At 63.0% G+C, this 21,311-nt stretch carries 24 protein-coding genes and 1 pseudogene; 14 read left to right on the top strand and 11 right to left on the bottom strand.

The window, feature by feature from the left end:
- Nucleotides 1-2: 2 nt before the first annotated feature.
- From DMX11_RS16210 to DMX11_RS16200, 3 genes are all read right to left on the bottom strand, one after another.
- Entirely contained in the window at nt 3-956 is a 954-nt protein-coding gene (locus DMX11_RS16210) for an ornithine cyclodeaminase family protein (protein WP_110745422.1), read from the bottom strand.
- A complete protein-coding gene (locus DMX11_RS16205) occupies nt 953-1,954 on the bottom strand; it encodes a threonine/serine dehydratase (RefSeq protein WP_110745421.1) in 1,002 nt (333 codons plus the stop codon). The genes DMX11_RS16210 and DMX11_RS16205 overlap by 4 nt, the downstream gene beginning before the upstream one ends.
- A 122-nt stretch (nt 1,955-2,076) precedes the next feature.
- Nucleotides 2,077-2,682 carry a transcriptional regulator gene (locus tag DMX11_RS16200; protein WP_110745420.1) on the bottom strand — a complete coding sequence of 202 codons (606 nt, stop codon included), beginning with the start codon at nt 2,680-2,682 and terminating at the stop codon, nt 2,077-2,079.
- A 252-nt stretch (nt 2,683-2,934) separates the two neighbouring features.
- On the opposite strand from DMX11_RS16200, the gene DMX11_RS16195 reads away from it, so the two are divergent.
- Nucleotides 2,935-3,921 carry a DNA-binding protein gene (locus DMX11_RS16195; protein WP_110745419.1) on the top strand — a complete coding sequence of 329 codons (987 nt, stop codon included), beginning with the start codon at nt 2,935-2,937 and terminating at the stop codon, nt 3,919-3,921.
- 55 nt (nt 3,922-3,976) lie between these two features.
- Complete coding sequence (locus DMX11_RS26060; protein ID WP_177410749.1) at nt 3,977-4,141, top strand: DUF6021 family protein; 165 nt, start codon at nt 3,977-3,979, stop codon at nt 4,139-4,141.
- Between the two features lie 43 nt (nt 4,142-4,184).
- Here the strand turns inward: DMX11_RS26060 and DMX11_RS16190 are convergent, their stop codons facing one another.
- Nucleotides 4,185-4,436, bottom strand: coding sequence for a hypothetical protein (locus tag DMX11_RS16190; RefSeq protein ID WP_110745418.1), 252 nt, complete (start codon nt 4,434-4,436; stop codon nt 4,185-4,187).
- Between the two features lie 8 nt (nt 4,437-4,444).
- Nucleotides 4,445-4,945, bottom strand: a complete 501-nt coding sequence (locus DMX11_RS16185) for a DUF4142 domain-containing protein (protein ID WP_110745417.1) — start codon at nt 4,943-4,945, stop codon at nt 4,445-4,447.
- A 150-nt stretch (nt 4,946-5,095) separates the two neighbouring features.
- On the opposite strand from DMX11_RS16185, the gene DMX11_RS16180 reads away from it, so the two are divergent.
- The gene (locus tag DMX11_RS16180; RefSeq protein WP_110745416.1) at nt 5,096-6,664 is read left to right on the top strand and encodes a sensor domain-containing diguanylate cyclase; all 1,569 of its coding nucleotides are present in this window, start codon (nt 5,096-5,098) and stop codon (nt 6,662-6,664) included.
- 93 nt (nt 6,665-6,757) lie between these two features.
- On the opposite strand, the gene DMX11_RS16175 is transcribed toward DMX11_RS16180, so the two are convergent.
- Nucleotides 6,758-7,471 carry an MgtC/SapB family protein gene (locus tag DMX11_RS16175; protein WP_110745415.1) on the bottom strand — a complete coding sequence of 238 codons (714 nt, stop codon included), beginning with the start codon at nt 7,469-7,471 and terminating at the stop codon, nt 6,758-6,760.
- Nucleotides 7,472-7,862: 391 nt separating this feature from the next.
- Here DMX11_RS16175 and DMX11_RS16170 point away from each other — a divergent pair, with 391 nt between their 5' ends.
- Entirely contained in the window at nt 7,863-8,330 is a 468-nt protein-coding gene (locus DMX11_RS16170; protein WP_110745414.1) for a sterol desaturase family protein, read from the top strand.
- 76 nt (nt 8,331-8,406) lie between these two features.
- Here the strand turns inward: DMX11_RS16170 and DMX11_RS16165 are convergent, their stop codons facing one another.
- Nucleotides 8,407-9,300: a bile acid:sodium symporter family protein gene (locus DMX11_RS16165; RefSeq protein WP_110745413.1), complete on the bottom strand. Its 894-nt coding sequence runs from the start codon at nt 9,298-9,300 to the stop codon at nt 8,407-8,409.
- Between the two features lie 184 nt (nt 9,301-9,484).
- On the opposite strand from DMX11_RS16165, the gene DMX11_RS16160 reads away from it, so the two are divergent.
- The 10 genes and pseudogenes from DMX11_RS16160 (at nt 9,485) to DMX11_RS16115 (ending at nt 18,189) form a co-directional block, all read left to right on the top strand.
- Nucleotides 9,485-10,348: a Dyp-type peroxidase gene (locus DMX11_RS16160; protein ID WP_110745412.1), complete on the top strand. Its 864-nt coding sequence runs from the start codon at nt 9,485-9,487 to the stop codon at nt 10,346-10,348.
- 89 nt (nt 10,349-10,437) lie between these two features.
- Entirely contained in the window at nt 10,438-11,346 is a 909-nt protein-coding gene (locus tag DMX11_RS16155; RefSeq protein WP_110745411.1) for an aldo/keto reductase, read from the top strand.
- Nucleotides 11,347-11,350: 4 nt separating this feature from the next.
- Entirely contained in the window at nt 11,351-12,634 is a 1,284-nt protein-coding gene (locus tag DMX11_RS16150) for an NTP/NDP exchange transporter (RefSeq protein WP_110745410.1), read from the top strand.
- A gap of 204 nt (nt 12,635-12,838) precedes the next feature.
- Nucleotides 12,839-12,958: pseudogene (locus DMX11_RS16145) on the top strand (KGG domain-containing protein); the annotation flags it as partial.
- 57 nt (nt 12,959-13,015) lie between these two features.
- Nucleotides 13,016-13,213: a hypothetical protein gene (locus DMX11_RS16140; protein WP_110745408.1), complete on the top strand. Its 198-nt coding sequence runs from the start codon at nt 13,016-13,018 to the stop codon at nt 13,211-13,213.
- Nucleotides 13,214-13,233: 20 nt separating this feature from the next.
- Entirely contained in the window at nt 13,234-14,565 is a 1,332-nt protein-coding gene (locus DMX11_RS16135) for an iron-containing redox enzyme family protein (RefSeq protein ID WP_110745407.1), read from the top strand.
- Nucleotides 14,565-15,518 (top strand): class I SAM-dependent methyltransferase, encoded by a 954-nt coding sequence (locus DMX11_RS16130; RefSeq protein WP_110745406.1) that lies wholly within the window; start codon nt 14,565-14,567, stop codon nt 15,516-15,518. Before DMX11_RS16135 ends, DMX11_RS16130 begins: the two co-directional genes overlap by 1 nt.
- Nucleotides 15,519-15,523: 5 nt before the next feature.
- Entirely contained in the window at nt 15,524-16,630 is a 1,107-nt protein-coding gene (locus DMX11_RS16125) for a carboxylate-amine ligase (RefSeq protein ID WP_110745405.1), read from the top strand.
- A 56-nt stretch (nt 16,631-16,686) separates the two neighbouring features.
- A complete protein-coding gene (locus tag DMX11_RS16120) occupies nt 16,687-17,274 on the top strand; it encodes a nucleosidase (RefSeq protein WP_110745404.1) in 588 nt (195 codons plus the stop codon).
- Nucleotides 17,275-17,367: 93 nt separating this feature from the next.
- Complete coding sequence (locus DMX11_RS16115) at nt 17,368-18,189, top strand: Ku protein (RefSeq protein WP_110745403.1); 822 nt, start codon at nt 17,368-17,370, stop codon at nt 18,187-18,189.
- A gap of 49 nt (nt 18,190-18,238) precedes the next feature.
- Here DMX11_RS16115 and DMX11_RS16110 read toward each other — a convergent pair whose 3' ends face one another.
- The 4 genes from DMX11_RS16110 to DMX11_RS16095 are packed head-to-tail and all read right to left on the bottom strand — an operon-like array spanning nt 18,239 to nt 21,304.
- Nucleotides 18,239-18,901, bottom strand: a complete 663-nt coding sequence (locus DMX11_RS16110) for a glycosyltransferase family 2 protein (protein WP_110745402.1) — start codon at nt 18,899-18,901, stop codon at nt 18,239-18,241.
- Nucleotides 18,898-19,497 carry a bifunctional 2-polyprenyl-6-hydroxyphenol methylase/3-demethylubiquinol 3-O-methyltransferase UbiG gene (locus DMX11_RS16105; RefSeq protein ID WP_110745401.1) on the bottom strand — a complete coding sequence of 200 codons (600 nt, stop codon included), beginning with the start codon at nt 19,495-19,497 and terminating at the stop codon, nt 18,898-18,900. Before DMX11_RS16105 ends, DMX11_RS16110 begins: the two co-directional genes overlap by 4 nt.
- Before the next feature lie 11 nt (nt 19,498-19,508).
- Nucleotides 19,509-20,264 carry a PIG-L deacetylase family protein gene (locus tag DMX11_RS16100; RefSeq protein WP_110745400.1) on the bottom strand — a complete coding sequence of 252 codons (756 nt, stop codon included), beginning with the start codon at nt 20,262-20,264 and terminating at the stop codon, nt 19,509-19,511.
- Nucleotides 20,261-21,304 carry an acyl-CoA dehydrogenase family protein gene (locus DMX11_RS16095; protein WP_110745399.1) on the bottom strand — a complete coding sequence of 348 codons (1,044 nt, stop codon included), beginning with the start codon at nt 21,302-21,304 and terminating at the stop codon, nt 20,261-20,263. The genes DMX11_RS16100 and DMX11_RS16095 overlap by 4 nt, the downstream gene beginning before the upstream one ends.
- Nucleotides 21,305-21,311 lie beyond the last annotated feature (7 nt).

Here is a 21,311-nt window from a genome sequence, read left to right as displayed (position 1 = left end):
TGCTAGTCGCAGGCGTTCAGTGCCGTCAGGGTGCAACTTGCGACTTGCGCATCTTGTACTGCTACGCCGGTCAAGTCCGCCAAAGTAATCTGGCCGTCGTGCTCACGCCCCTTGGCGCGGCCGGCCAGCAGCGCACCCAGTTCGATCAGCTGATCAGGGCTGACCAGGCCACTGACGAGTGCGTGAGCCACTTCGCCGTACTGGCTGCACTGGGCGACCGAGTCGACGATGATGCGATCGGCCCTGGCAACCAGCGCCGGCTCCAGTTCCTGCTTGCCCGGCGCATCGGCACCGACGGCGGTGATATGCGTGCCAGGCTGGACCCATTCGCTGCGCAACACCGGCTGGCGGGAAGGGGTGGCGCAGACAATCAGGTTGGCGGCCCCGGCGAGTTCGGCCGCATCCTGGGTGCTGCGAACCTGGAAGCCCAGGTGACGGGCAAAGGCTGCGTAGGCGTCAAGCCGGCTGGCATTGCGGCCCCAGACGACCACCTGGCGGCAATCCGTAACGGCGCGCAACTGTTCCAGCTGCATTCGTGCCTGCATGCCGGTACCAATAATGCCAATTGCCTTGACCTGCGCCGGGGCCAACAACCTCGCCGCGATACGCCCGGCCAGGGCGGTGCGCATGCCGGTCAGCCAGCCTTCGTCCTGCAGCAGGGCCAGTGGTTGGCCAGTGGTCGCAGACAGCACCAGCATCAGGCCATCGTTGCTTGGCAGGCCCTTGGACGGGTTGTCATAGAAGCCGGTCGAGAGCTTGACGGTGAAGGTGGGGCTGCCTTCGACGTACGCCGATTTTACGCAGCAATCGCCGTTGTTTTGGGTAAATGCAAAGCTCTGCACAGGCGGCACTTGTACCCTGGCCTCCGAGTACGCGACAAAGCCTTCCTCAAGCCGGCGTACCGCCAGTTCCGTGTTGAAGCTGGCAATGATCTGGGCCTTGTCGTAGGTCTTCATCCGATCGCCTCTAGGAACTTGTCCAGCACGATGTTGCGGCCACACAGGATCACCGCGACCCGTTTGCCCTGATAGCGTTCGGCGAGCTTTTTCATGCCGGCGACCGCGACCCCCGCAGCGCCTTCGATGATCCAACGTTCACTGCTGGCAATTTCACGCATGGCTGCGCGGATTTCAGCTTCGCTGACCCGCACGGTATCGGTCACCAGCGCCTGGCACAGTGGGAAGGTGATAGCGCCTGGTTCGACGCCGCCTGCAGTGCCGTCCGACAGCGTGTCGCGGGCGTCCACTTCAATAATTTTGCCGGCCTTGAGCGAGTGCTCCAGCGCCGGGTCATTCTCGGGCCAGCAGCCGATGATCGCCGTGCCCGGCTTGAGTACTCGCAGCGCAGCGCCGATGCCGGCAATCATACCGCCACCGCCCACGGCCACGAACACTGCATCCAGGTCTGGTGCCTGCTCGAACAACTCCATGCCAATGGTGCCTTGGCCGGCGATGACTTGCGGGTCGTTGTAGGGCGATACGAAGGGCACGCCCTGGGCTTTTGCCTGGCGGCCCGCCTCGAGCTCCGCGCCCAGCGGGTCGATGGGCAGGCCTATCACTTCAGCACCCAGCGCACGCATCGCTGCAATTTTGTAAGGGGAAGCCGAAGTGGCGGTGTACACCTTGACCGGCACGCCGGCAGCCTTACCTGCCAAGGCGAGCGCCTGGCCGTGGTTGCCAGAGGAGGCGGCAATGACACCGTTGCCACGCTGGTCCGCCGGCAGCAAGCGGATCTTGTTGCTGGCGCCGCGAAACTTGAAAGACCCGGTGTGCTGCAGGTGTTCGCATTTGAGCAGCACCTCACAGCCGGTCTGCGCCGACAGACTGGCGCTGTAAGTGAGCGGGGTGATACCGACGGCCGGACGCAGTGCGGCATGGGCTTGCTTGATAGCCTCATGGAGCGCATCGAGGTATGGGGCATCGACAACGGTTGGAGAAACTGTCGCGGCGGGCATGCTGCGCTCCTGAATGCTGTGGAATATATTTCCACAATAGAATATTCATCTACTTCAGGCAAGCGGGCAGGGCGACGGCTGGCATCACCTGTTTGGGTGGCCAGCGTTGCGGCGAGGCATTATCAGCCTTTGATTTCTTTCAGGTACTTGTACACGGTGGCGCGGCCCATGCTCAGCACGTTGGCAACATAATCGGCACCACTGCGCCCTTCGAACGCGCCTTCGGCATGCAGCGCCTGCACCAGGCTGCGCTTGTCCTTCATCTGCAGGGTTTGCAGGGACAGATTGCGCGCCTGCAGCCAGGCATGCAGAAAGGTGTTGATACGCTCCTGCCAGTCGTTGCGGAACAATGCGTCAGGCTGCGGCACCAGCCGGCTCATCTGGAAGAACGCGTCCAGCGCCACACGAGCCTGCTCGAGTACCGACACATTCAGGTTGATGCACATCAGGTGCTCGGCTTCGCCTTGGGCGTTGCGCAGCACGGTGCTGATGGACCGCACCTTCTGGCCATTCCAGTTGAGCTTTTCGTACGGGCCCAGATTGCCGCCCTCAAGCAGATCGCCCAGTTCGTGATCGATTGCCGAATCATCACCCAGCTGCCGCTGGGAAAAGTTATTGGCGATGTACACGACTGTCTGGCTGCCAAGGTCATGCACGATGACTTCAGCGTGCGGGTACAGCAGCAGGGCGATGCTGTCGGCGATTGCCTTGTAGTTTTCCAGGGTCATTTTCTGTGGGTGCTTTCTGTGAGCGCTTGGTACCGGACGCCCATGGTGCCGCCGCAGCGCCGCTGGCACAAGGTGGCGCACCACAGGCTTCAGTACGGCTTCAAGGATGAGAAACAGCTGCTTTTTGCAACTCACATGCGATAAGCCGTGATTATTCCACCTTAGGAAACGATTGCCGGAGAAAGAAATGATTGCCATAATTGGTATGTAATCACATGTTACATAACACAGTACAAAATCGTAGGAGCAAGCATGGCCCGGGGCGGTATCAACAAGGTGGTAGTGCAGCAGGCGCGACAGGCGCTGATCGCCCGTGGCGAGAACCCGAGCATTGATGCGATACGTATCGAGCTGGGCAATACGGGCTCCAAGACCACGATCCACCGCTACCTCAAGGAGTTGAACGGCCAGCAGCCAGTGGCTTCCGAGGGCGGCGCGGCGCTGAGTGATGTGCTGAGCCGTCTGGTCGGGCAATTGGCAACACAACTGCAAGACGAGGCTGACCTGAAGATCGAACAGGCCGAAAGCGCCTTTACAGAACAGCGGGAGACGCTGCAGGCGCAGTTGGAAACCGCCCAGCAGGCATTGGCTGCTGCTCAGCAACGCCATCAGATCGATGCAGCGGCCTTGGCCGCTGAGACTGAAAAGCTGTTGTCCACGCAGAGCACGCTGCAGGCTGAACAATTGCGCAGTGCCAGCCTCAATCAATCGCTGGGCGAGATGCAGGTGCGCCTTGCCGACAAGGACGAGCAGGTGAAGTCGCTGGAAGACAAACACAGGCATGCCCGCGACGCGCTGGAGCACTATCGCACCGCCAGTCGCGAACAACGGGAGCAGGACCAACGCCGTCACGAGGCACAACTGCAACAAATGCAGGTTGAGGTGCGCCAGTTGCAGCAGGGCATGATCCTCAAACAGGACGAGCTGACCCGCCTGCACCGGGATAACGAGCGTTTGCTGGGCGAGCACCGCCAGGCTGCCAGTGAGTGCCGGGCGCAGGATGAGTTGCTGGAGCAACGCGATGCACAGATCCAGGGCTTGCGTACGATCCTGGCCCAGGCCCAGGGCGCAAGCGAGGAGATGCGCCGGCAGCTGGATGTGCTGACACAAAGCCTGGAGCAACGCCGCGACATGTGCGCGGAGCAGGCGCGACAGCTACAGCATCTGCAGGAGCAGCTGCAAGCGCGTGACGAAGCACTGGCACTGTGCAGGGCGCAGGTGGCTGAAGGCGCAGATTAATCAAACTTTTCCAGGCCGGGGCTTTCTTCCTTAAACACCCACCGGAGAGAACGCCATGACTGGATCACGACCACCTGAAAAAGAAGGGCCGCACTCGTCGGAGCAGGCTGAAACGCAGGATGATCTGGGTTTCGACCCGGATTCGCCCGATGTAGACGACCCACAGGTCGACCCACAAGGGCCGGCCAAGCCCCCCAGAGATATCGAGAAGAACACCTGAACGCGTGTAGGAGCGGCGCAGCCGCTCCTACTACGATCCGCGCTCAGGATTCAGCCTGTCTCGCCGCTTCGACACCCGCCGCCGACAGCTTGATCGGGTAGTGCACGCTGATCTGGTGGTCACTGTTCACCGCCACGCTGCCATCCTGGATCAACCCAGCCTCCTGCAGTGTCTTGAGCATGCCTGCCACTGCTTTCTCACCGCGGTAGTTATCCAGCACTTCCTTGCCCAGCCCCTCGGGGTGCGCATGCAACAGCCGGGTAAGCACTTCGGTTTTCAATGCATCGTTGCTCATGTCTGGCCTCACTTGCCGTGCTTGGCCTGAAGTGCCTTGGCATGCTCCAGGTGCTGTTCCAGTTTGGGCAGGGTTTCGCTGGCGAAAGCCTTCAGCTCAGCCTTGTCCGACGATGCAGCCTCTTTCTTGAACAGCTCCACCGCTTTTTCGTGAGCGTCGACCTGGTTGTTGATGTACGACTTGTCGAACGATTCATCGCGCCATTCCAGGATCATCTTCTTGACCTTGTCGGTCATTGCAGCGTCATCCGGTACCGAAATGTCGAGCTTGCGGGCGATTTCAGCGAGTTTCTGGTTCGCCTGGGTGTGGTCAGTGACCATTTGCCCGGCAAAGGTCTTGATGTCGGCATTCTGGCTTTTTTCCTTGGCCAGGTTACCGGTGACCACCTCGGCAATGCCGGCCTCGGTTGCCGCATCGACGAAGTCATCGGAACTGGCCGCCAATGCATGCGCCGATGCCAAGCCCAGCACCATGGACAAACCGACGCGTTTCATGAATAGGCTGCTCATGCTTCACTCCTTACCCTTGGCGCGACCTCAGTGTCGCGTACGGTTGAGGGGGCGAGCGGGGTAAAGGTTTAATCTTTTTCGTCGCAGCTTTCTGTGCGCGGCGCTGAACTATAGTGAAAGGCGGCAAACGCGTTAAGGCCAGGGACTCCAATGGGCGCAGCCAGGCAACAGGACGACGACGGGCTTTTCGCCGCAACCGGGGAGGGGCGCGCGGTCGCGTTGTTCCGCCTGGTACTGGCCTTCATGGTGGTGGTGATGCTGGCCTTTGTGCTGGTGGAAGGCTGGCGCATCTGGCGTGATTACCGACACGCCTACGGCAATGCCGAGAACATGGTCACTAACCTGGCGCGAGCAACGGCGCAGCATGCTGAAGACGCCATTCGCCAGGTCGATGCCATCACCGCCGCCTTGGCTGAACGCCTGGAGGGTGACGGCTTCGAGCGTATCGACCGGCCGCGCCTGCATGCGTTGCTGGCGCAACAGAAGACCATCATGCCGCAGCTGCACGGGTTGTTCGTGTACGGCCCGGACGGCAGCTGGATCGTTACTGACCAGGCGGCCATCCCGCCGAACGCCAATAACGCCGACCGTGATTACTTTGTCTATCATCGCAACCACACCGACCGGGGTGTACGCATCGGCTCAGTGGTTCGTAGCCGTTCGACCGGCGACTTGATCATCCCCATTTCCAGGCGCCTGGAGTATGCCGATGGCAGCTTCGCCGGCGTACTCCTTGGCACCATCAAGGTTGAATGGTTCGTACGCTACTACGGTGATTTCAAGATCGATGAGCGTGGCGCGCTGGTGCTGGCCAAGCGCGACGGCACCATCCTGGTACGCCGCCCATTCGTGCAGCAGGTGATAGGCCGCAGCCTGTCGAGCAGCGAAATCTTCCGTAACCATTTACCGTATGCCGCGGAGGGCGTAGCCGAGGCAGTCGCGGTGGTGGATGGCACTCCGCGGCTGTATGGATACCGTGCTCTGGCCAGCTACCCGCTGGTGGTGGAAGCGGGGCTGTCGCGTGAGTCGATCGTTGCGCCCTGGCGCCACGATGCGATCAAGTCGGTGGCGGTGTTGTTGCTGTTTTTTCTCGGGCTGGCGGCCTTTGGCGGGGTAGTACTGCGGCAGTTACGCGAGCGCATCACCATCGAGCGGGCGCTGCACCAGGCGCACCAGACGCTGAAAGCGCTGGCATTGACCGATAGCCTGACCGGTCTGGGTAACCGTCGGCGGCTGGATGCGGTGTTCGAGCCCGAACTGCGCCGGGCGCGGCGGCAGGGTTATCCGCTGGCATTGGTGATGCTCGACCTGGATTACTTCAAAGCCTATAACGACCTGTACGGGCATCCCGCAGGCGACTGGTGCCTACGGCGCTTTGCCGAGTTGCTGCCCCAGGTATTGAAACGGCCGGCCGACTTGGCGGTGCGCTATGGCGGAGAGGAATTCACCCTGCTGCTGCCCGATACCGATGGCCGCGGCGCAGAGCTTTTGGTGCTGGAGTTGCAACAACTGTTGCGACGCCAGATGCTGGAGCATGCGGGTAGTCCGTTGGGGCGGGTGTCGTTCAGTGCGGGAATTGCCGTAGGTGACCTGGCGCGGGAGGGGGTGACGGCGCAGACGCTGCTTGCATCAGCGGATGCGGCGCTATACCAGGCCAAGCGCGAGGGCCGTGACGGGTACCGGGTGGCAGAGACGCTGGTTGTTCATGCGGACTCGTAATGTGCCGGGACCTGGCCGCCCGTTCGCAGCGCAAGGCTGCGCCTGCAGTCGAACGCGTTTGCAGGCGCGGCTTTCAGCTCCCGCCTTGGTCATTCAATCCGCCGCCAATACCTGTTGCTGCAACTGCCAGCGCACTGAACTTACCCCTTTTTCCAGGCTGACCCGGCTGACCAGGCGCTCCAGCTGCGCAGGGGCCTGGGCGGTACCCAGCAATTCAGCACGTACTTCCAGCCGGGCAGGGTTGTCCAGGTCAGCGCTTTGCAGTGACTGCAGGCGCAACTGCGGGTCGCCCAGGCTATGCAGCATGAGGCTGCGCACCTGGATCTCGTCCTCGGCGCGGCAGACGATGCGCACTTCGAAGTGCTGCTCCACCTCGGTGGCCGGCACCATGTCCTGGCGGTCCAGGCGCTGGGCGATGTCGCGCAGCAGGATATTGGCGCACAACACCACCAGGCTCCCGAGGGCCGCCTCCAGCAGCAGCCCCAGGCTGCACAGCACGCCAACCGCAGCGGTGCACCACAAGGTGGCGGCGGTATTCAGCCCACGAACGTTGAAACCGTCACGCATGATCACGCCACCACCAAGAAAGCCGATGCCCGAGACCACATAGGCAGCGACCCGTGAGGCATCGGCGGCGGCCATGCCCGGCACTGCCTGGGTCATCAGCACGAACAGGCAGGCACCTGTGCTGACCAGTGCGTTGGTACGCAGCCCGGTCAAGCGTTGGCGCAACTGGCGCTCGGCGCCGATCAGCGCCCCCAGCAGCAGGGCGATGCTGACGCGCAGCAGAAAAATTTTCCAATCCATAGCAAACCTCTTCCACGGGCACACGCCCGCATGAACGCCATCAGTTGGCGCGGTTGAAAAACCAGAAAAATGCGCAGGACCACGGGGAGGGGGATGCGGGGTTACAAGAAACCACCGTCTTGCCAGGCTGGCCAGACAGTACAAGACACTGCCGGGCTAGCGCGCCACGCGGGCCTGTCGCAAGCGACTGGGGCTACTGTCCAAGGCAGGTCTCCTGTTGAGGAAGGCAGAATTGCGACGCGGACCATACGTTGCGTGGCCAGGCAGGTCAAGGGCAAAAACATGACAATGGCTTAATGCGCCAATGGGCCTCATCTGGTTACGCAAAATGGAAAAAAAACTGTCCAGCCGTTAACCTTGCGCCTCCCTTTGCCATCACCCGGACCGTTCCATGTTGTTCAATCTCACCGTGCTGTTCGGCACCTTGGTGGCCATGGAGGGCGTTGGCACGCTGGCGCACAAGTACATCATGCATGGCTGGGGCTGGTGGTTGCACCGCTCGCACCATGAGCCACAGCTGGGCATGCTCGAAACCAACGACCTGTACCTGGTGGCCCTGGGGCTGGTTGCCGCGGCACTGGTGGCGCTGGGCAAAAGTGGCTATGCGCCGCTGCAGTGGGTGGGCGGTGGCGTGGCGGGTTATGGCGTGCTGTACGTGCTGGCCCATGATGGTTTCTTTCATCGGCATTGGCCGCGCCAGCCACGGCCGGTCAACCGCTATCTCAAGCGCCTGCACCGGGCGCACCGGTTGCACCACGCGGTGAAAGGGCGCACGGGGAGTGTGTCGTTCGGGTTTTTCTATGCGCCGCCGTTTAAGAAGTTGAAACAGCAGCTTCGGGGCAACCGCAGCCAACGCTGACCGACGCTTGCTCGCGCCAGCTTCCAGGCGTTGTGCAAGCCAGTGGTTTCCCGCTCCCAACGGGTAACCCGCAAGGTCAATTGAGGGTTTCAACCTTTGGCTGCGCCGCCGCATGCCCACGGCAGACCCACCAGCCGAACACAGCCGCGGTGAAGAACATGATCAGGCTGTAAAGCGCCGCCGGCACTGCCATGGTCGGGTTGTTCAGCAACGAAGGGCTCAACGCCAGGGCAATCGCCAGCGTCCCGTTGTGAATGCCAATCTCCATGCCGATGGCGATGGCCTGGCGCTTGGGAATGTGCAGCAAGCGCGGCACCCAGTAGCCCACCGTCAGGCTCAGCAAGTTGAACAGCAAGGCCGCCAGCCCCACCACGGGTGCGTACTCGACGACTGTTTGCCAGTCCTTGGCCAGGGCGAGGACGATGGTAAAGGCCAGGAACAGTGCCGCTACCAGCTTCATCGGTTTTTCCATCCGTGCGGCAAACCCCGGGGCGAAATGGCGAACCAGCATGCCCAGCGCCACGGGCAGCAGCACAATCGCGAATACCTGCATGACCTTGGCGAACTGCAGCGGGATGGCCTGGTCCGAGGCCATGAACCAGGCCAACGACAGGTTCACCAGCAGCGGCATGGTCAAGATCGCGATCAGCGAATTGACCGCCGTCAGGGTGATGTTCAACGCCACGTCACCCTGGGCCAGGTGGCTGAACAGGTTGGCCGTGGTCCCCCCCGGCGAGGCGGCCAGCAGCATCATCCCCACTGCCAGGGCCGGCGCCAGGCCGAAGCCGTTGGCGATCAGGAAGCACACCAGCGGCAGCAGCAGGATCTGACAGGCCAGGCCCACCACCACCGGTTTAGGGTACTTCGCCACGCGCGCGAAGTCGGCCAGGGTCAGCGACAAGCCAAGGCCGAGCATGATGATGCCCAAGGCAAGCGGCAGTATGGCGGTGAGCAGTGGCGAGGCGGTCATGAGCGGACTCCCGGACGAAGTATCCCGAGCAGTGTAGGTTGGCGCTGACTCACCGCTAATTGCAAATGGCCAGCTCTTGGTAACCAGTTGTTACCAACCACAGCGGCCGCTGAGGTCGTACGCCGCGTTGCGGCAGGCCTGCTGGCACAGTAGCATTCGCGTTTTTACCAAGGATTAGCCTGTCATGCCGTTCCAGCAAGGTCTGCTTGCCAAACCGGTGCCGGCCCACGCCCGCCATCTGTTCTTCTCCCTGCAGTCGCCCGAAGCGTTGCCTGCTGCCCTGGATGCCTTGCTGCCGCAGGTAGATGGCCTACAGCTGATCCTCGGCATCGGTGCGCCGCTGGCCAGGGCCTTGGGCCGTGATGTACCGGGCTTGCGGGTTTTCCCGCTGCTGGATGCCGCAGTGGAGAACCCAAGCACGCAACACGCCTTGTGGCTGTGGCTGCGCGGTAACGAGCGGGGCGACCTGCTGTTGCGCGCCCAGGCACTGGAGCACACGCTGGCACCAGCCCTGCGCCTGGCCGATAGCGTCGAGGGCTTTCTCCACCGTGGCGGCCGTGACTTGACTGGGTATGAAGACGGTACCGAAAACCCGGTGGATGAAGACGCCGAGCAGGCGGCCATTGCCGCCGATGGCTCCAGCTTCGCCGCATTCCAACTGTGGAAACACGACCTGGAGTACTTCAAGTCGCTGCCCCAGGCTGACCAGGACAACATCATCGGCCGCCGCCTGAGCGACAACGAAGAACTCGAAGACGCCCCAGAGTCCGCCCACGTCAAGCGCACTGCGCAGGAAAGCTTCGAACCCGAGGCGTTCATGGTCCGGCGCTCGGTGTCCTGGGCCGACCAGCGCGGCGCCGGCCTGGCGTTCGTGGCCTTGGGCCACAGCTTCGATGCGTTCGAAGTGCAACTGCGGCGCATGAGCGGCCTGGAGGACGGCATCATCGATGGCCTCTACCGCTTCAGCCGTCCATTGACCGGTGGCTATTACTGGTGCCCACCCATGGGCGAGGCAGCTGTCGACCTGAGCCAGCTGCTTCAGGCCTGATCAATAAACATTCAGATACATAAACCCACAGCGGCGCGGAATAGAGCGGCTAGCCTTGAAAGTTTCCGATTCATGACGGGAGCTTTTCCATGTACGCACGTCGTGATGTCCTACGCGCCGGTGCCACCTTGGGCCTGCTGGCTGCGACCCCTTGGCTGCACGCCGCCACACCGGCGGCGTTGCTGACCCGCAAGGTGCCGTCCACGGGTGAAGCTTTGCCGGTGATTGGCGCTGGTACCTCCGGTAGCTTCGAGGTACCCGCCGGTTCGGCCGCATACCAGCAATTGAAAGCGGTGCTCAAGGCGTTTTTCGAAGGCGGGGGCCGGGTGATCGATACCTCGCCGAACTACGGTGGCGCCGACAGTATTCTGGGCCAGTTGCTGGAGGAGGGTGGCTGGCACCAGCAGTGCTTCATTGCCACCAAAATCGCTGCTGACAGCCCGGCCGACGCCCGGGCGCAGTGGGCCGACAGCCTCAGGCGCCTGCGTACCGACAAGGTCGACCTGCTGCAAATCCACAACCTGCGCGACTGGCAGACCCAGCTGCCCTATGCCCGCGAGCTGAAGCAGCAGGGCAAGACCCGTTATGTCGGGATCACCCACTACCTGAACAGTGGCCATGACCAAGTCGCCCGTATCGTGCGTGACGAGCCGCTCGACTTCATCCAGATCAATTATTCGGTCAATGCGCCCGACGCGGCCCGCGAACTGCTGCCGCTGTGCCAGGACAAGGGCGTCGCGGTCCTGATCAACCGCGCTTTCGACGACGGCCGCTTGTTCGCTCGGGTCAAGGACCAGGCGTTGCCCGGCTGGGCCGCCGAAATGGGCATCGGCAGCTGGGCGCAACTGTTTCTCAAGTTCGCCATCAGCCACCCTGCAGTAACCACGGTCATCCCTGCCACCGGCCGGCCCGACCGCCAGCTTGACCAGCTCAAGGCCGGGCAAGGGCCGATGCTCACCCAGGCGCAGCAGCAGGCGCTGATCAAGCAGTTCGCGTGACTCGATGACAGCCTGGCGGCGGCGCCTTGAGCAAGGGCTGAACATTCAGCCCGGCGAGGGTGCGGCGGTAGTCGCCGGCTTGCTGCTGTTCTACCTGTTGTTCACCGGCTACTTCATGTTGCGCCCGGTGCGCGAGACCATGGGCGTTGCCGGTGGCGTGGAGAACCTGCAATGGCTGTTCAGCGGTACCTTCATCGCCACCCTGGCGTGCTTGCCGCTGTTCGGCTGGCTGGCGTCGCGGGTACAACGCCGGTATATCCTGCCGTGGACCTATGGTTTTTTCGCCAGCAACCTGCTGTTGTTCGCCGGGCTGTTTTCCCGCGAGGCGGATGACCTGTGGACCGCCCGGGCATTCTACATATGGCTGTCGGTGTTCAATCTGCTGACCATCTCGCTGGCCTGGAGCGTGCTGGCCGACCTGTTTTCCACGGCCCAAGGCAAGCGGCTGTTCGGCTTGCTGGCGGCCGGGGCAAGTCTGGGCGGGCTCAGCGGCCCCATTCTTGGCACCCTGCTGGTGGCGCCGTTGGGCCATGCCGGGCTGCTGCTCCTGGCGGCGGCCTTTCTGCTTGGCAGTATCGGCGCGGCGCTGTTCCTGCAACGCTGGCGTGCGCGCCAACCATTGTCCGAGCAAGCCCTGCGCCCCGACTCGCGGCCCTTGGGCGGCAACCCCTTCGCCGGGGCAACCGCGGTAGCGCGTTCCCCTTATCTACTGGGCATTGGTCTGTTCGTGGTGCTGCTGGCCAGCGTCAGCACTTTCCTGTATTTCGAGCAGGCGCGCATCGTCAGCGAAACCTTCACCGACCGCACCCGGCAAACCCAGGTTTTTGGCCTGATCGACAGCGTTGTACAGGCCCTGGCCATCCTGACCCAGGTGTTTCTTACCGGGCGCCTGGCCCGGCGGTTGGGGGTAGGGGTTTTGCTGGTCGCGGTACCACTGGTGATGGCCGCGGGCTTCCTGTGGCTGGCACTGGCCCCGGTGTTTGCCGTGTTCGTGGTGGTGATGGTGGTACGCCGGGCCGGGGAATACGCGCTGGTGCGGCCGGGGCGGGAGATGCTGTTCACCGTGCTGCCAGCCGAGGACAAGTACAAAGCCAAGAACTTCATCGACACCGTGGTCTATCGGGGCGCAGATGCCCTCAGCGGCTGGGTCAAGCGTGCCCTGGACGTGCTGGGCGATCACCCCCAGTTGGCAATGTTCATCGGTGCGTTTCTGGCCCTGGGCTGGGCCGCTACCGGCGGCTGGCTTGGCCGCCGTCAGGCGCGCCTTGACAGCCAGTCGCGCGACTGAACAGCGCACCAAATATGGCGTGGCCGCTTATTTAATGCCACCGGTCCGAACCCTTCGCAATAAAACGAATCCCGCCATATGTGCGAACTCCGAACAAGTGTACGGCAGTCAAGCCGTGCACTCCGAAGTCATATGAGGTTTGCGACCATGGCCAACAAAGAGAACAGCCGTACCGGCAATCAACAAGGCAGCCAGGGCGGTACCAAAAACCCAGGCAACTTTGCCAATGACCGCGAAAAAGCCTCCGAGGCAGGCCGTAAAGGCGGCCAGCACTCCGGTGGCAGCCAGAGCAGTGAATCAAGCCGCAAAGGCGGCCGCTCGTAAGTGAGGCCATGCAGTGCCGGGGAACCGGCACTGCAATTTTCCGCGCTGGAGGACAGTATGCGATTGACACCCCTGCTAGCCCTGATGGGCGCCCTTACCTTGCTAGGCGGCTGTTTTGACCGCGATAACGACCACCCGGCCAAGGATGCCGACCCCAGCAAGCCGTCCCTGCAGATGCAGCAACCCGACGACAAGCCCGCCCCTCAACCCGCACCCGATCCTGAACCGATGCCAGGGCAGAAACCCAGCCAGTAAACGTGCATGAGGAACTCGGCATGACGGTCATGACCCGCAAGACTGCTGCGATGGTATCGGCCACGCCAAACGGGCCAAGCCTGCAGCAGCGCTATGACGCTTTGCTTGAAGGCAGTGACAGGGGCAGCGTCGAGTGGTTGAACGCACAGCTGGAGCAGGCCAGGCACCTGCCGGATGACCTGCCTGCCAACCCAGCGCATCTTGAAGGCTGGAGCGCCTGTCATGCCGCAGACGTAGCGCAAGCTTATGCTGCCTACCTCGAGCAACGCCACCAAGGCGAGCCACGCCGGTATTTTGCAACGCGCGCCCAGGCGTTGTGGTTTTTGCAGCAAGTAGCGCCGACCAAGGCAGTGGATGGTGCATGGCTACATAGTGCACTGCGCCATTGGCATGACCCACGCTACCACGGCCTGATTCGCACTTATCTCGAAGAACTTGGCAGTGGCGACCCACGCTGCAACCATGTGCTGATCTACCAACGCCTGATGAGCCGGCTGGGCTGCCTGGAGCAGTTGCAGCTCGAAGACGACCGCTATCTACAAGGTTCGGTACAACTTGCACTTGGGCTCTACGGTGACCAGTTCCTGCCAGAGGTGATCGGCTACAACCTCGGCTACGAGCAGCCGCCACTGCATTTACTGATTACTACCTACGAGCTCGCCGAACTGGGTATCGATGGCCAGTATTTTCAATTGCACGCCACCATCGACAACGCCGCCAGCGGCCACGCCTACCTCTCGATCCAGGCCCTGCGCCAGCTCTGCCCGGCCGACGACCCTCGCGGCTTTTATCAGCGCGTGCGGCTGGGGTATCGCTTGAATGATCTGGGCATCGACACACCGCACCTGATCAGCCGCTTCGATCTTGAGGCGGCGTTGATCCAGGCCTTGGAGAACAAGCGCCCATTTGGCCAGTTCATGCACTCTGACCGCTGCCGGCTGCAGGGGCGCACGATCAACCAGTGGTTGGCCGAACCTGGCGCCATGCCACGGTTTCTGCAAGCATTGCAGGCACAAGGCTGGATTCGCCGCGGTGAAGACCCGGCCCAGAGCCGTTGGTGGAAGCTTGTGGAAGGCCCCACCGCACCCATGTACGGGGTGTTTACCCCCTATGAAAAACAGCTGTGGCACGACTGGATTGCGGCAGGCTGGCAGTCGCGCATCAGGCGCGTACCGCCCGGCAGCTGGGAAGTCGCGCTAACGCCTGGCGAGCTGTCTGACGAAAACGCCGAGCCTGATATCGATAACCTGATCGAGAGGATGTCCGGTAATCGGCACGCGGCGCCTGAAGGTCTGCGTGCTACCCGCGCCTATCTGCGTGCCACAGGTATGATTCAGGAGGGCGCTCGCTGATGATGCTTGACCCGCAGCAACTCGCGACCGACCAGGCACTACTGCAACTGGGCAAGCGGCTGCGCGCCGATGGTTATCGGTTTACCTGTGTGACACCTGCCACCCATGCCCGCGTCATTGCCCGCCATGCAGGCCAGCATGCGCATACGCTGCGCGATGTATTCGGCTGGAGCCGACCGTTCGCTCCCGGGCTTGTCTCCAGCGATGAACTGGGCCAGTTACAGCGTGCCGGGGTGCTTGCCGCGCAGGGCGAACTGTTGCGAAGCACAGTGCGCTGGTCCACGCTGGATGATTTGTTGCTCGTGCATTCAGCCTATCCGACTGACGCCACAGACGCGGTGTTTTTTGGCCCGGACAGCTACCGCTTTGCCCAAGTCATTCACGCGCATATGCAAACCAGCCCCAGGCGCGTGGAGCATGCGGTCGATATTGGCTGTGGTACGGGTATCGGCGCCTTGCTGATTGCCCGGGCCGCGCAACATGCCCAAGTCAGTGCCGCGGACATCAACCCGTTGGCGCTGCGCTATACCGCCATAAACGCAGCATTAGCGGGCGTGAGCAATGTGTCCGTGGAGCCCAGTAACTTGCTCGACGGCGTTACTGGCACGTTCGACCTGATCGTCGCCAACCCACCCTACATGCTCGATGCTGGCGAGCGGACCTACCGGCATGGTGGGGGCCCCCTGGGGGCCGACCTGTCCCTGCGTATCGTCGAACAAGCACGTGAACGGCTCAGCCCAGGCGGGTCGTTGCTGTTGTATACCGGCGTGGCGGTGGTCGATGGGCGTGACGCCTTGCTTGAAGCCATCCGCCTGCGCCTGGCCGGGCCTGATTGGTCGTGGGTGTATCGCGAAGTCGACCCGGACGTGTTCGGCGAGCAACTGGCCGAGCGCGGCTATGAGCAGGTCGAACGCATCGCTGCCGTTGCGCTCACCGTTACCCGTATCGGCTGAGCACCATGGTTGAGCGCTGTACGTTCGGTATCGAGGAAGAATACCTGCTCGTCAGCTTGGCCTCCGGACGCGTAAAGGCCGCGCCCTCGCCAACGCTGATCGGCCGCTGTCGCGAAGTGATGGGGCAGTATTTTGCCCAGGAAATGTTCCGTAGCCAGATCGAGGTTGCATCCCCAGTGTTCGCCAACCTGCACGAGGCGCGCGAATTTTTCCAGCACGGCCGCTGCGCGCTGCGCTCGGCATTGGCCGAGGAGGGTTTGGGGTTGTACGCCGCAGCCAGCCACCCCAATGCCGACTGGCTAAGACAGCTACCTGCGGCATCGGCCCACTACCAGCAGTTGTTCGATGACTACGGCCACGTGGCGCGGCGTAGCTTGCTCAATGGCCTGCATGTGCACGTGGGCGTAGGGCCCGGCTGCGACCGCATGCAGCTGATCAACCGCTTGCTGGGCTGGCTCCCGCTGTTGCTGGTGCTGAGTACTTCATCACCTTTATGGCAGGGTCGGAGCACCGGCTATATGAGCTATCGCCGGGTAATTTGCGGGGAGTGGCCGCACATGGGCTTGCCCGAAGCGCTGCCGGACTGGGGCGCATACCAACGTTACCGCGCACTGCTGCAACGCACAGGTTCGATGGCAGAGAAGGGCGATTTCTGGTGGGCGATTCGCCCCTCGCGACGCTACCCGACGGTTGAATTGCGCATTTGCGATGGCTGCCCTCACCTGGAAGATGCCTTATGCATCGCCGCACTTTTCCGCCACCTGGTGGAGCACAGCATCAACCACCGTCATCAACCGGCCGACTGCAACCGCGAGTTGCGTTGGGTTGCCCAAGAAAATTATTGGCGCGCAATGCGTCATGGGCGCCATGGGCAGTTCATTGGCACGCACGAGCAGCAGCCGGTCACAGCCGAGGGCTGGCTGGCCCAGTTGCAGGAGCAGGTTCCCATCGATAGCGCCGACGCCGAGCGCGCCTGCCAGCATGCCCGTGAACTGCTGCGCAATGGCACTCATGCCGACCTGCAGTTGCAGTGCCTGGCACAGGCCGGCGCTGACGGGCTGGGCAAGGCGCAGGCACTGCACGCCGTGGTGGCCGTCGGGGCTTGCAATTAGGCGGCGTTGGCCGACAATGACCGCGCCCATTGCAGCCATTCGGAAACACCTGCTCCATGATGCTGATCAAGCAATTCCCCGACATTTCCCTGGATGACACGTTGTTCGTCTTCGCCCTCGAAGCCGAAGCAGGCGATGTTTTCCAGGCACTCAACACCGTGTTCACCGGTATCGGCAAGGTCAATGCTGCCATCGCCCTGACCAAGGCCATCGCGGTCCACAAGCCCAGGCTGATCGTCAATTTGGGGTCTGCTGGCAGCCAGCGCCACGGTAAGGGTTCGGTGGTGTGCTGCAACCGTTTCGTGCAGCGCGACATGGATGTGACGCCTTTGGGCTTTGCCCGTTACGAGACGCCGCTGTCGGACATTCCGGTGGTGCTGGAACACGGCGCGGCCATTCCTGGCCTGGCCTTGGAGACCTGCGGCAGCGGCGACAGCTTCGAGGTCAACCATGGCGACGCCCCTTATGACGTGGTGGACATGGAAGCCTATGTGCTGGCGTTGATCGCACGCGGTGAAGGCATTCCGTTCGTGTGCCTGAAATACATTTCCGACGATGCCGGCAGCGAGGCGGCAGGGGACTGGGCGGTGCAGGTGCATCTGGCGGCCGAAGCGTTCAGGCGGGTGCTGTTCAGCCAGGTTTGATCACTGGCGGCGTTGCCGTAGGGCAGGGCAGCTAAACCTTCGTGGCTTGCCGCAGTCACTTCTGGTATCGGCAGGCAACCCTGGAGCAGCGTCATGGCTCGTGCAATCTGGAAAGGCGCCATCAGCTTTGGCCTCGTGCATATCCCCGTAGCCCTCAATACCGCCGTACGCAGCGAGCGTGTGGATTTCGACTGGCTCGACAAGCGCAGCATGGAGCCAGTGGGCTACAAACGGATCAACAAGGTGAGCGGCAAGGACATCGACAAGGACAACATCGTCAAAGGCGTGGAGTTCGAGAAAGGCCGCTATGTGGTGATCAGCGAGGAAGAAATCCGCAAGGCCCGGCCCGAAGCGACGCAAACGATCGATATCTTTTCCTTCGTCGACGCCAGCGAGATCCCGTTGCAGCATTTCGATACGCCGTATTACCTGACGCCCGACCGGCGTGGCGGCAAGGTGTATGCCTTGCTCCGCGAAACATTGGAAAAGACCGGCAAGGTGGCGCTGGCCACCGTGGTGCTGCACACCCGCCAGCACCTGGCGCTGCTGCGGCCGCTGGAGGATGCGCTGGTGATGATTACCTTGCGCTGGCCCGACGAAGTGCGCGGGCTGGAGTCGTTGGAACTGGACAGTAGCGTGACCGACACCAAGGTGGAGAAGCGCGAGCTGGACATGGCCAAGCGACTGGTGGAGGACATGAGCGGGTCATGGCAGCCTGAGAACTACCATGACGCTTTCCGCCAGACCATCATGGATCTGGTGGAAGAGAAGGCCAGCAAGGGCAAGATCGAGACCGTAGAGAAAGGCGAAGCGGGTGGCTCGGACAAAGGTGCGGATATTCTCGACCTCACCGAACTGCTCAAGCGCAGCCTCGGTGGCAAGAAACCGGCGAAGAAAGCCCGCAAGGCCTCCTAGTCCCTGGGCGATTGACGGGGCGCCTTGCGCCCCGGCTGACCTGTGGGCATCACTGGAGGTGCGCCTGTAATCCCTCGAGATAATCGCCGAAACCCTCCCGGGCACGGCTGTCTCGCCGGCTACTGGTCACCACGCTGTGCCTGGCGGTCCAGACGATCTGCGCGCCACTGGCCTGCAAGTCGCTGACCAGCTGCACATCTTCGTGCGCCGCCAAGGGCTGAAAACCGCCCACGCGCTGGTAGGCGTCCGCGCAGATGCCCAGGTTGGCCCCGTGCACATGCCGGTGGCCTTCGCAGGCCGCGTAGCGGCTTTGGTACAACTTGCGCAACGCCGCGGTCTGCCACGGCTGCCAATATTCCACATGCACCGTGCCACAGACTACCTCGGCGCTACAGCCCAGCTGCGACACCAACCAGTGCGCCGGCACACGGCTGTCGGCATCGGTGCACGCCAACCACTGCGCGCCGCGCGCGACCATGTGCGCGGCACCCACCCGTCGGGCCATGCCCACATTTCCGGCATCCACGGCCAGCACCTGCACGCCGAAGCGCCGCGCCACGGCCGCACTGCCATCGCTGCAGCGATCCAGCACCACCAGCACTTCCACCCGATGCCCCGCCTGCTGCGCCTGCGAGGCGGCAATCAGCACCGCCCGCAAACACCGGCCCAAGCGGCGCGCCTCGTTGTGCGCCGGAATGACGACGGCAATCATGGGCATGTCTCGTCGAGGTCGACCACGCTGGGCTGGCACGACCAGTACTCCAGCACGAAGTCCGCCTCCTCGTGCTTCAACTGCTGATACAACGGCAGGTGCCGGGCGAGCATGCGGTGCACTTCGCGACCGTCCTGCGGGCAACCGGCAATGGGGTGCTTCCAGTGGCAGACCAGCAGCGCGCCATCGTAGGTCAGGCTCGCCACTGATTGTTCGATCACCTGCAGCCAGTCGGTGGGGTCCAGGTAGTAGCCTACTTCGCTGAGCACGATCAGGTCGAAGCGCCCGCCCGGCCAGTCAGCCGGTAGCCGGGCCAGTTCCACCGAAGCATTGCGCACCTCTGCCAGGCGCTCGCGGGCCAGGCGCGCGGCGGTGGGGTCGAGGTCCTGGCACAGCAGTTCTGCGCAGCGCTCGGCCAGCAACGCACTGAGCTCGCCATTGGCGCAGGCTGGCTCGAACACGCGCTGGTAGCACTGGCGCGGCAAGCAGGCCATGACCAGTTCGCGCTTGCGCTTCTCGTACCAGCGGGTGCGGAAGGCCCAAGGGTCCTCGCTGGTGGCGTAAAGGTCGGCAAAATATTGTGGGCTGAGGCTCATGACAACTCCATTCACAGGAACACCAGTTCGAAAGGTTGTAACAGGCAATCCAGCAGGTGCGGCGGGAGCACGGGCGGCTGGTCACCGTCTGCCTCCAGTTGGCTGGTATGCGCATTCAGTGCCTTGCGCTTGTCCGCCACCCGGGTTTCATCCAGTTGCAGGCGGTGCGCGCGGGGCCAGGGCAGGCGAGGGTCGTCGGGTTGTGCCCAGTGCCAGGCCCATACCGGCACTTCGGCCAGTTGCACCTGGCGGGCCTGCGCTGCGTGCGCGGCAGCTCGGCCTACGGCCTCGTGATCGCAATGGCCATCGCCTCGCCAGGTGGCCATCAACAGGTCCCCGGGGCGTAGCAGCTGGGTGAGATGGCTGACCAGAAAGGCTTCTTCACGCGGCAACTGGCCGTCCTTCAGATGCAGCCGCCGCCAGTCCAGACGGTTGGGGTCCAGGCCCAGCTGTTTAAGGGCCTGTCGGCTCTCCAGGGGGCGCTGGCGGCGCAAGCGGTGCTCGGTCCAGTGGCTGGAGCCAGGGTGGCTACCTTCACCGTCCGTCGCGGAGATCAGCATCAGGTCTTGCTCGCGTCCCTTGAAACCCGCCAACAACCCACCCGCCATGAGAATTTCGTCATCCGGATGCGGCGCGATCATTACCAGCCGGCGCCCCGGCGGACAGAGTTGACGCGGATCTAACCAGGTGGCGCGCGCCAGATGCGCGGCCTGCTGCCAGGCTGCCCAGGGTGTGCCGCTGGTTGACTGGATCAGGTTCGCACTCATAGCTGCCAGGCTCCTGCAGGCACTTGGGCCAGCTGTTGGCCCAATACTGCCAGGTCGCGCTCGGCATGGCTCTGACGCAGGAATACCGGCAGGTCGGCGCTCAGCCGGGCAAAATGGCTGCTGCGGCAGAAAGGGGTGGCGCCCAAGGCACGGCCAACATGGCTGATGACTTGCTCAACAGCCTGCTCGACCTGAGCGCGGGTACGGCGTACCTCGAAACTGGCATCCACGCCGGGCTGCCGGTCGATCCAGGCGGCGCATTCGCGCAGTGCCGCCCGGGCGCCGTACAAGGCAGCATCCACCGCGCCCAGGTGCGCATCGGCATGCGGGTCGGGGCGCGGCTTGCGGCAGTGCTCACGTAAGTAATCCGCCAGCGCCTCGGCCGCACCGTACCAGCAGGCGGCGATGCCGGCACCACCTTGCCAAAAGCCGGGTCGTGCGAGGTATTGCCCGGGCTTGCCGACAAGCGTGCCAGGCGTATCGTTGAACGCCACTTCGACGCTGGCGGTGGTAGCCATGCCAACGGCCTGCCAATGTTCGATGTTCAACCCTTGACTGGGTTGCGACAATTCAATGGCCACCAGTTGCGGTCGCTCAGCCTCATCCCATGCCGTGATCAGCGCGCGGTCGATCTGCAAGGCACCTGAACACCAGGCTTTTCGGCCACCCAAGCGGACCTGGTCGCCGTCCCGCGCCGTGATGTAGGCCCGCGCATCGGGTGGCTCGGCGGCCCATACCCCCCAGATGCCGTCTTCAGCCTGGTGGGCCGCGCCACATTCAGCAAGAATCGCCAAGGCATCGGTGTGGCCCTCGTAGAGCTTGGCCAGTGCCAGGTCGCAGCCGGCCACCCGCGCCAAAGTCTGCCAGCGGCGCAAGGTGTTGCCTTGCCCTGGCAAGGGCAGCAGATCGAGGTGATCCGCCTGCAGCGCCTGGATCAGTTGCGGTAGCTGGGTGTCGAGGTTGAGCGGTTGCAGGCGTTCGCTGAAGGTACGTAGCAAGCGGTCAAGGGTGGTCAGGTTGAAGTCCTGGACGATGCTCATGGGCGTA

Origin of the sequence: Pseudomonas sp. LB-090624 (assembly GCF_003205205.1) — a bacterium.
GTDB lineage: Bacteria > Pseudomonadota > Gammaproteobacteria > Pseudomonadales > Pseudomonadaceae > Aquipseudomonas.
The sequence above is the reverse complement of the archived record's forward strand: the minus strand, read 5'-3'. Positions and strand labels throughout refer to the sequence as shown.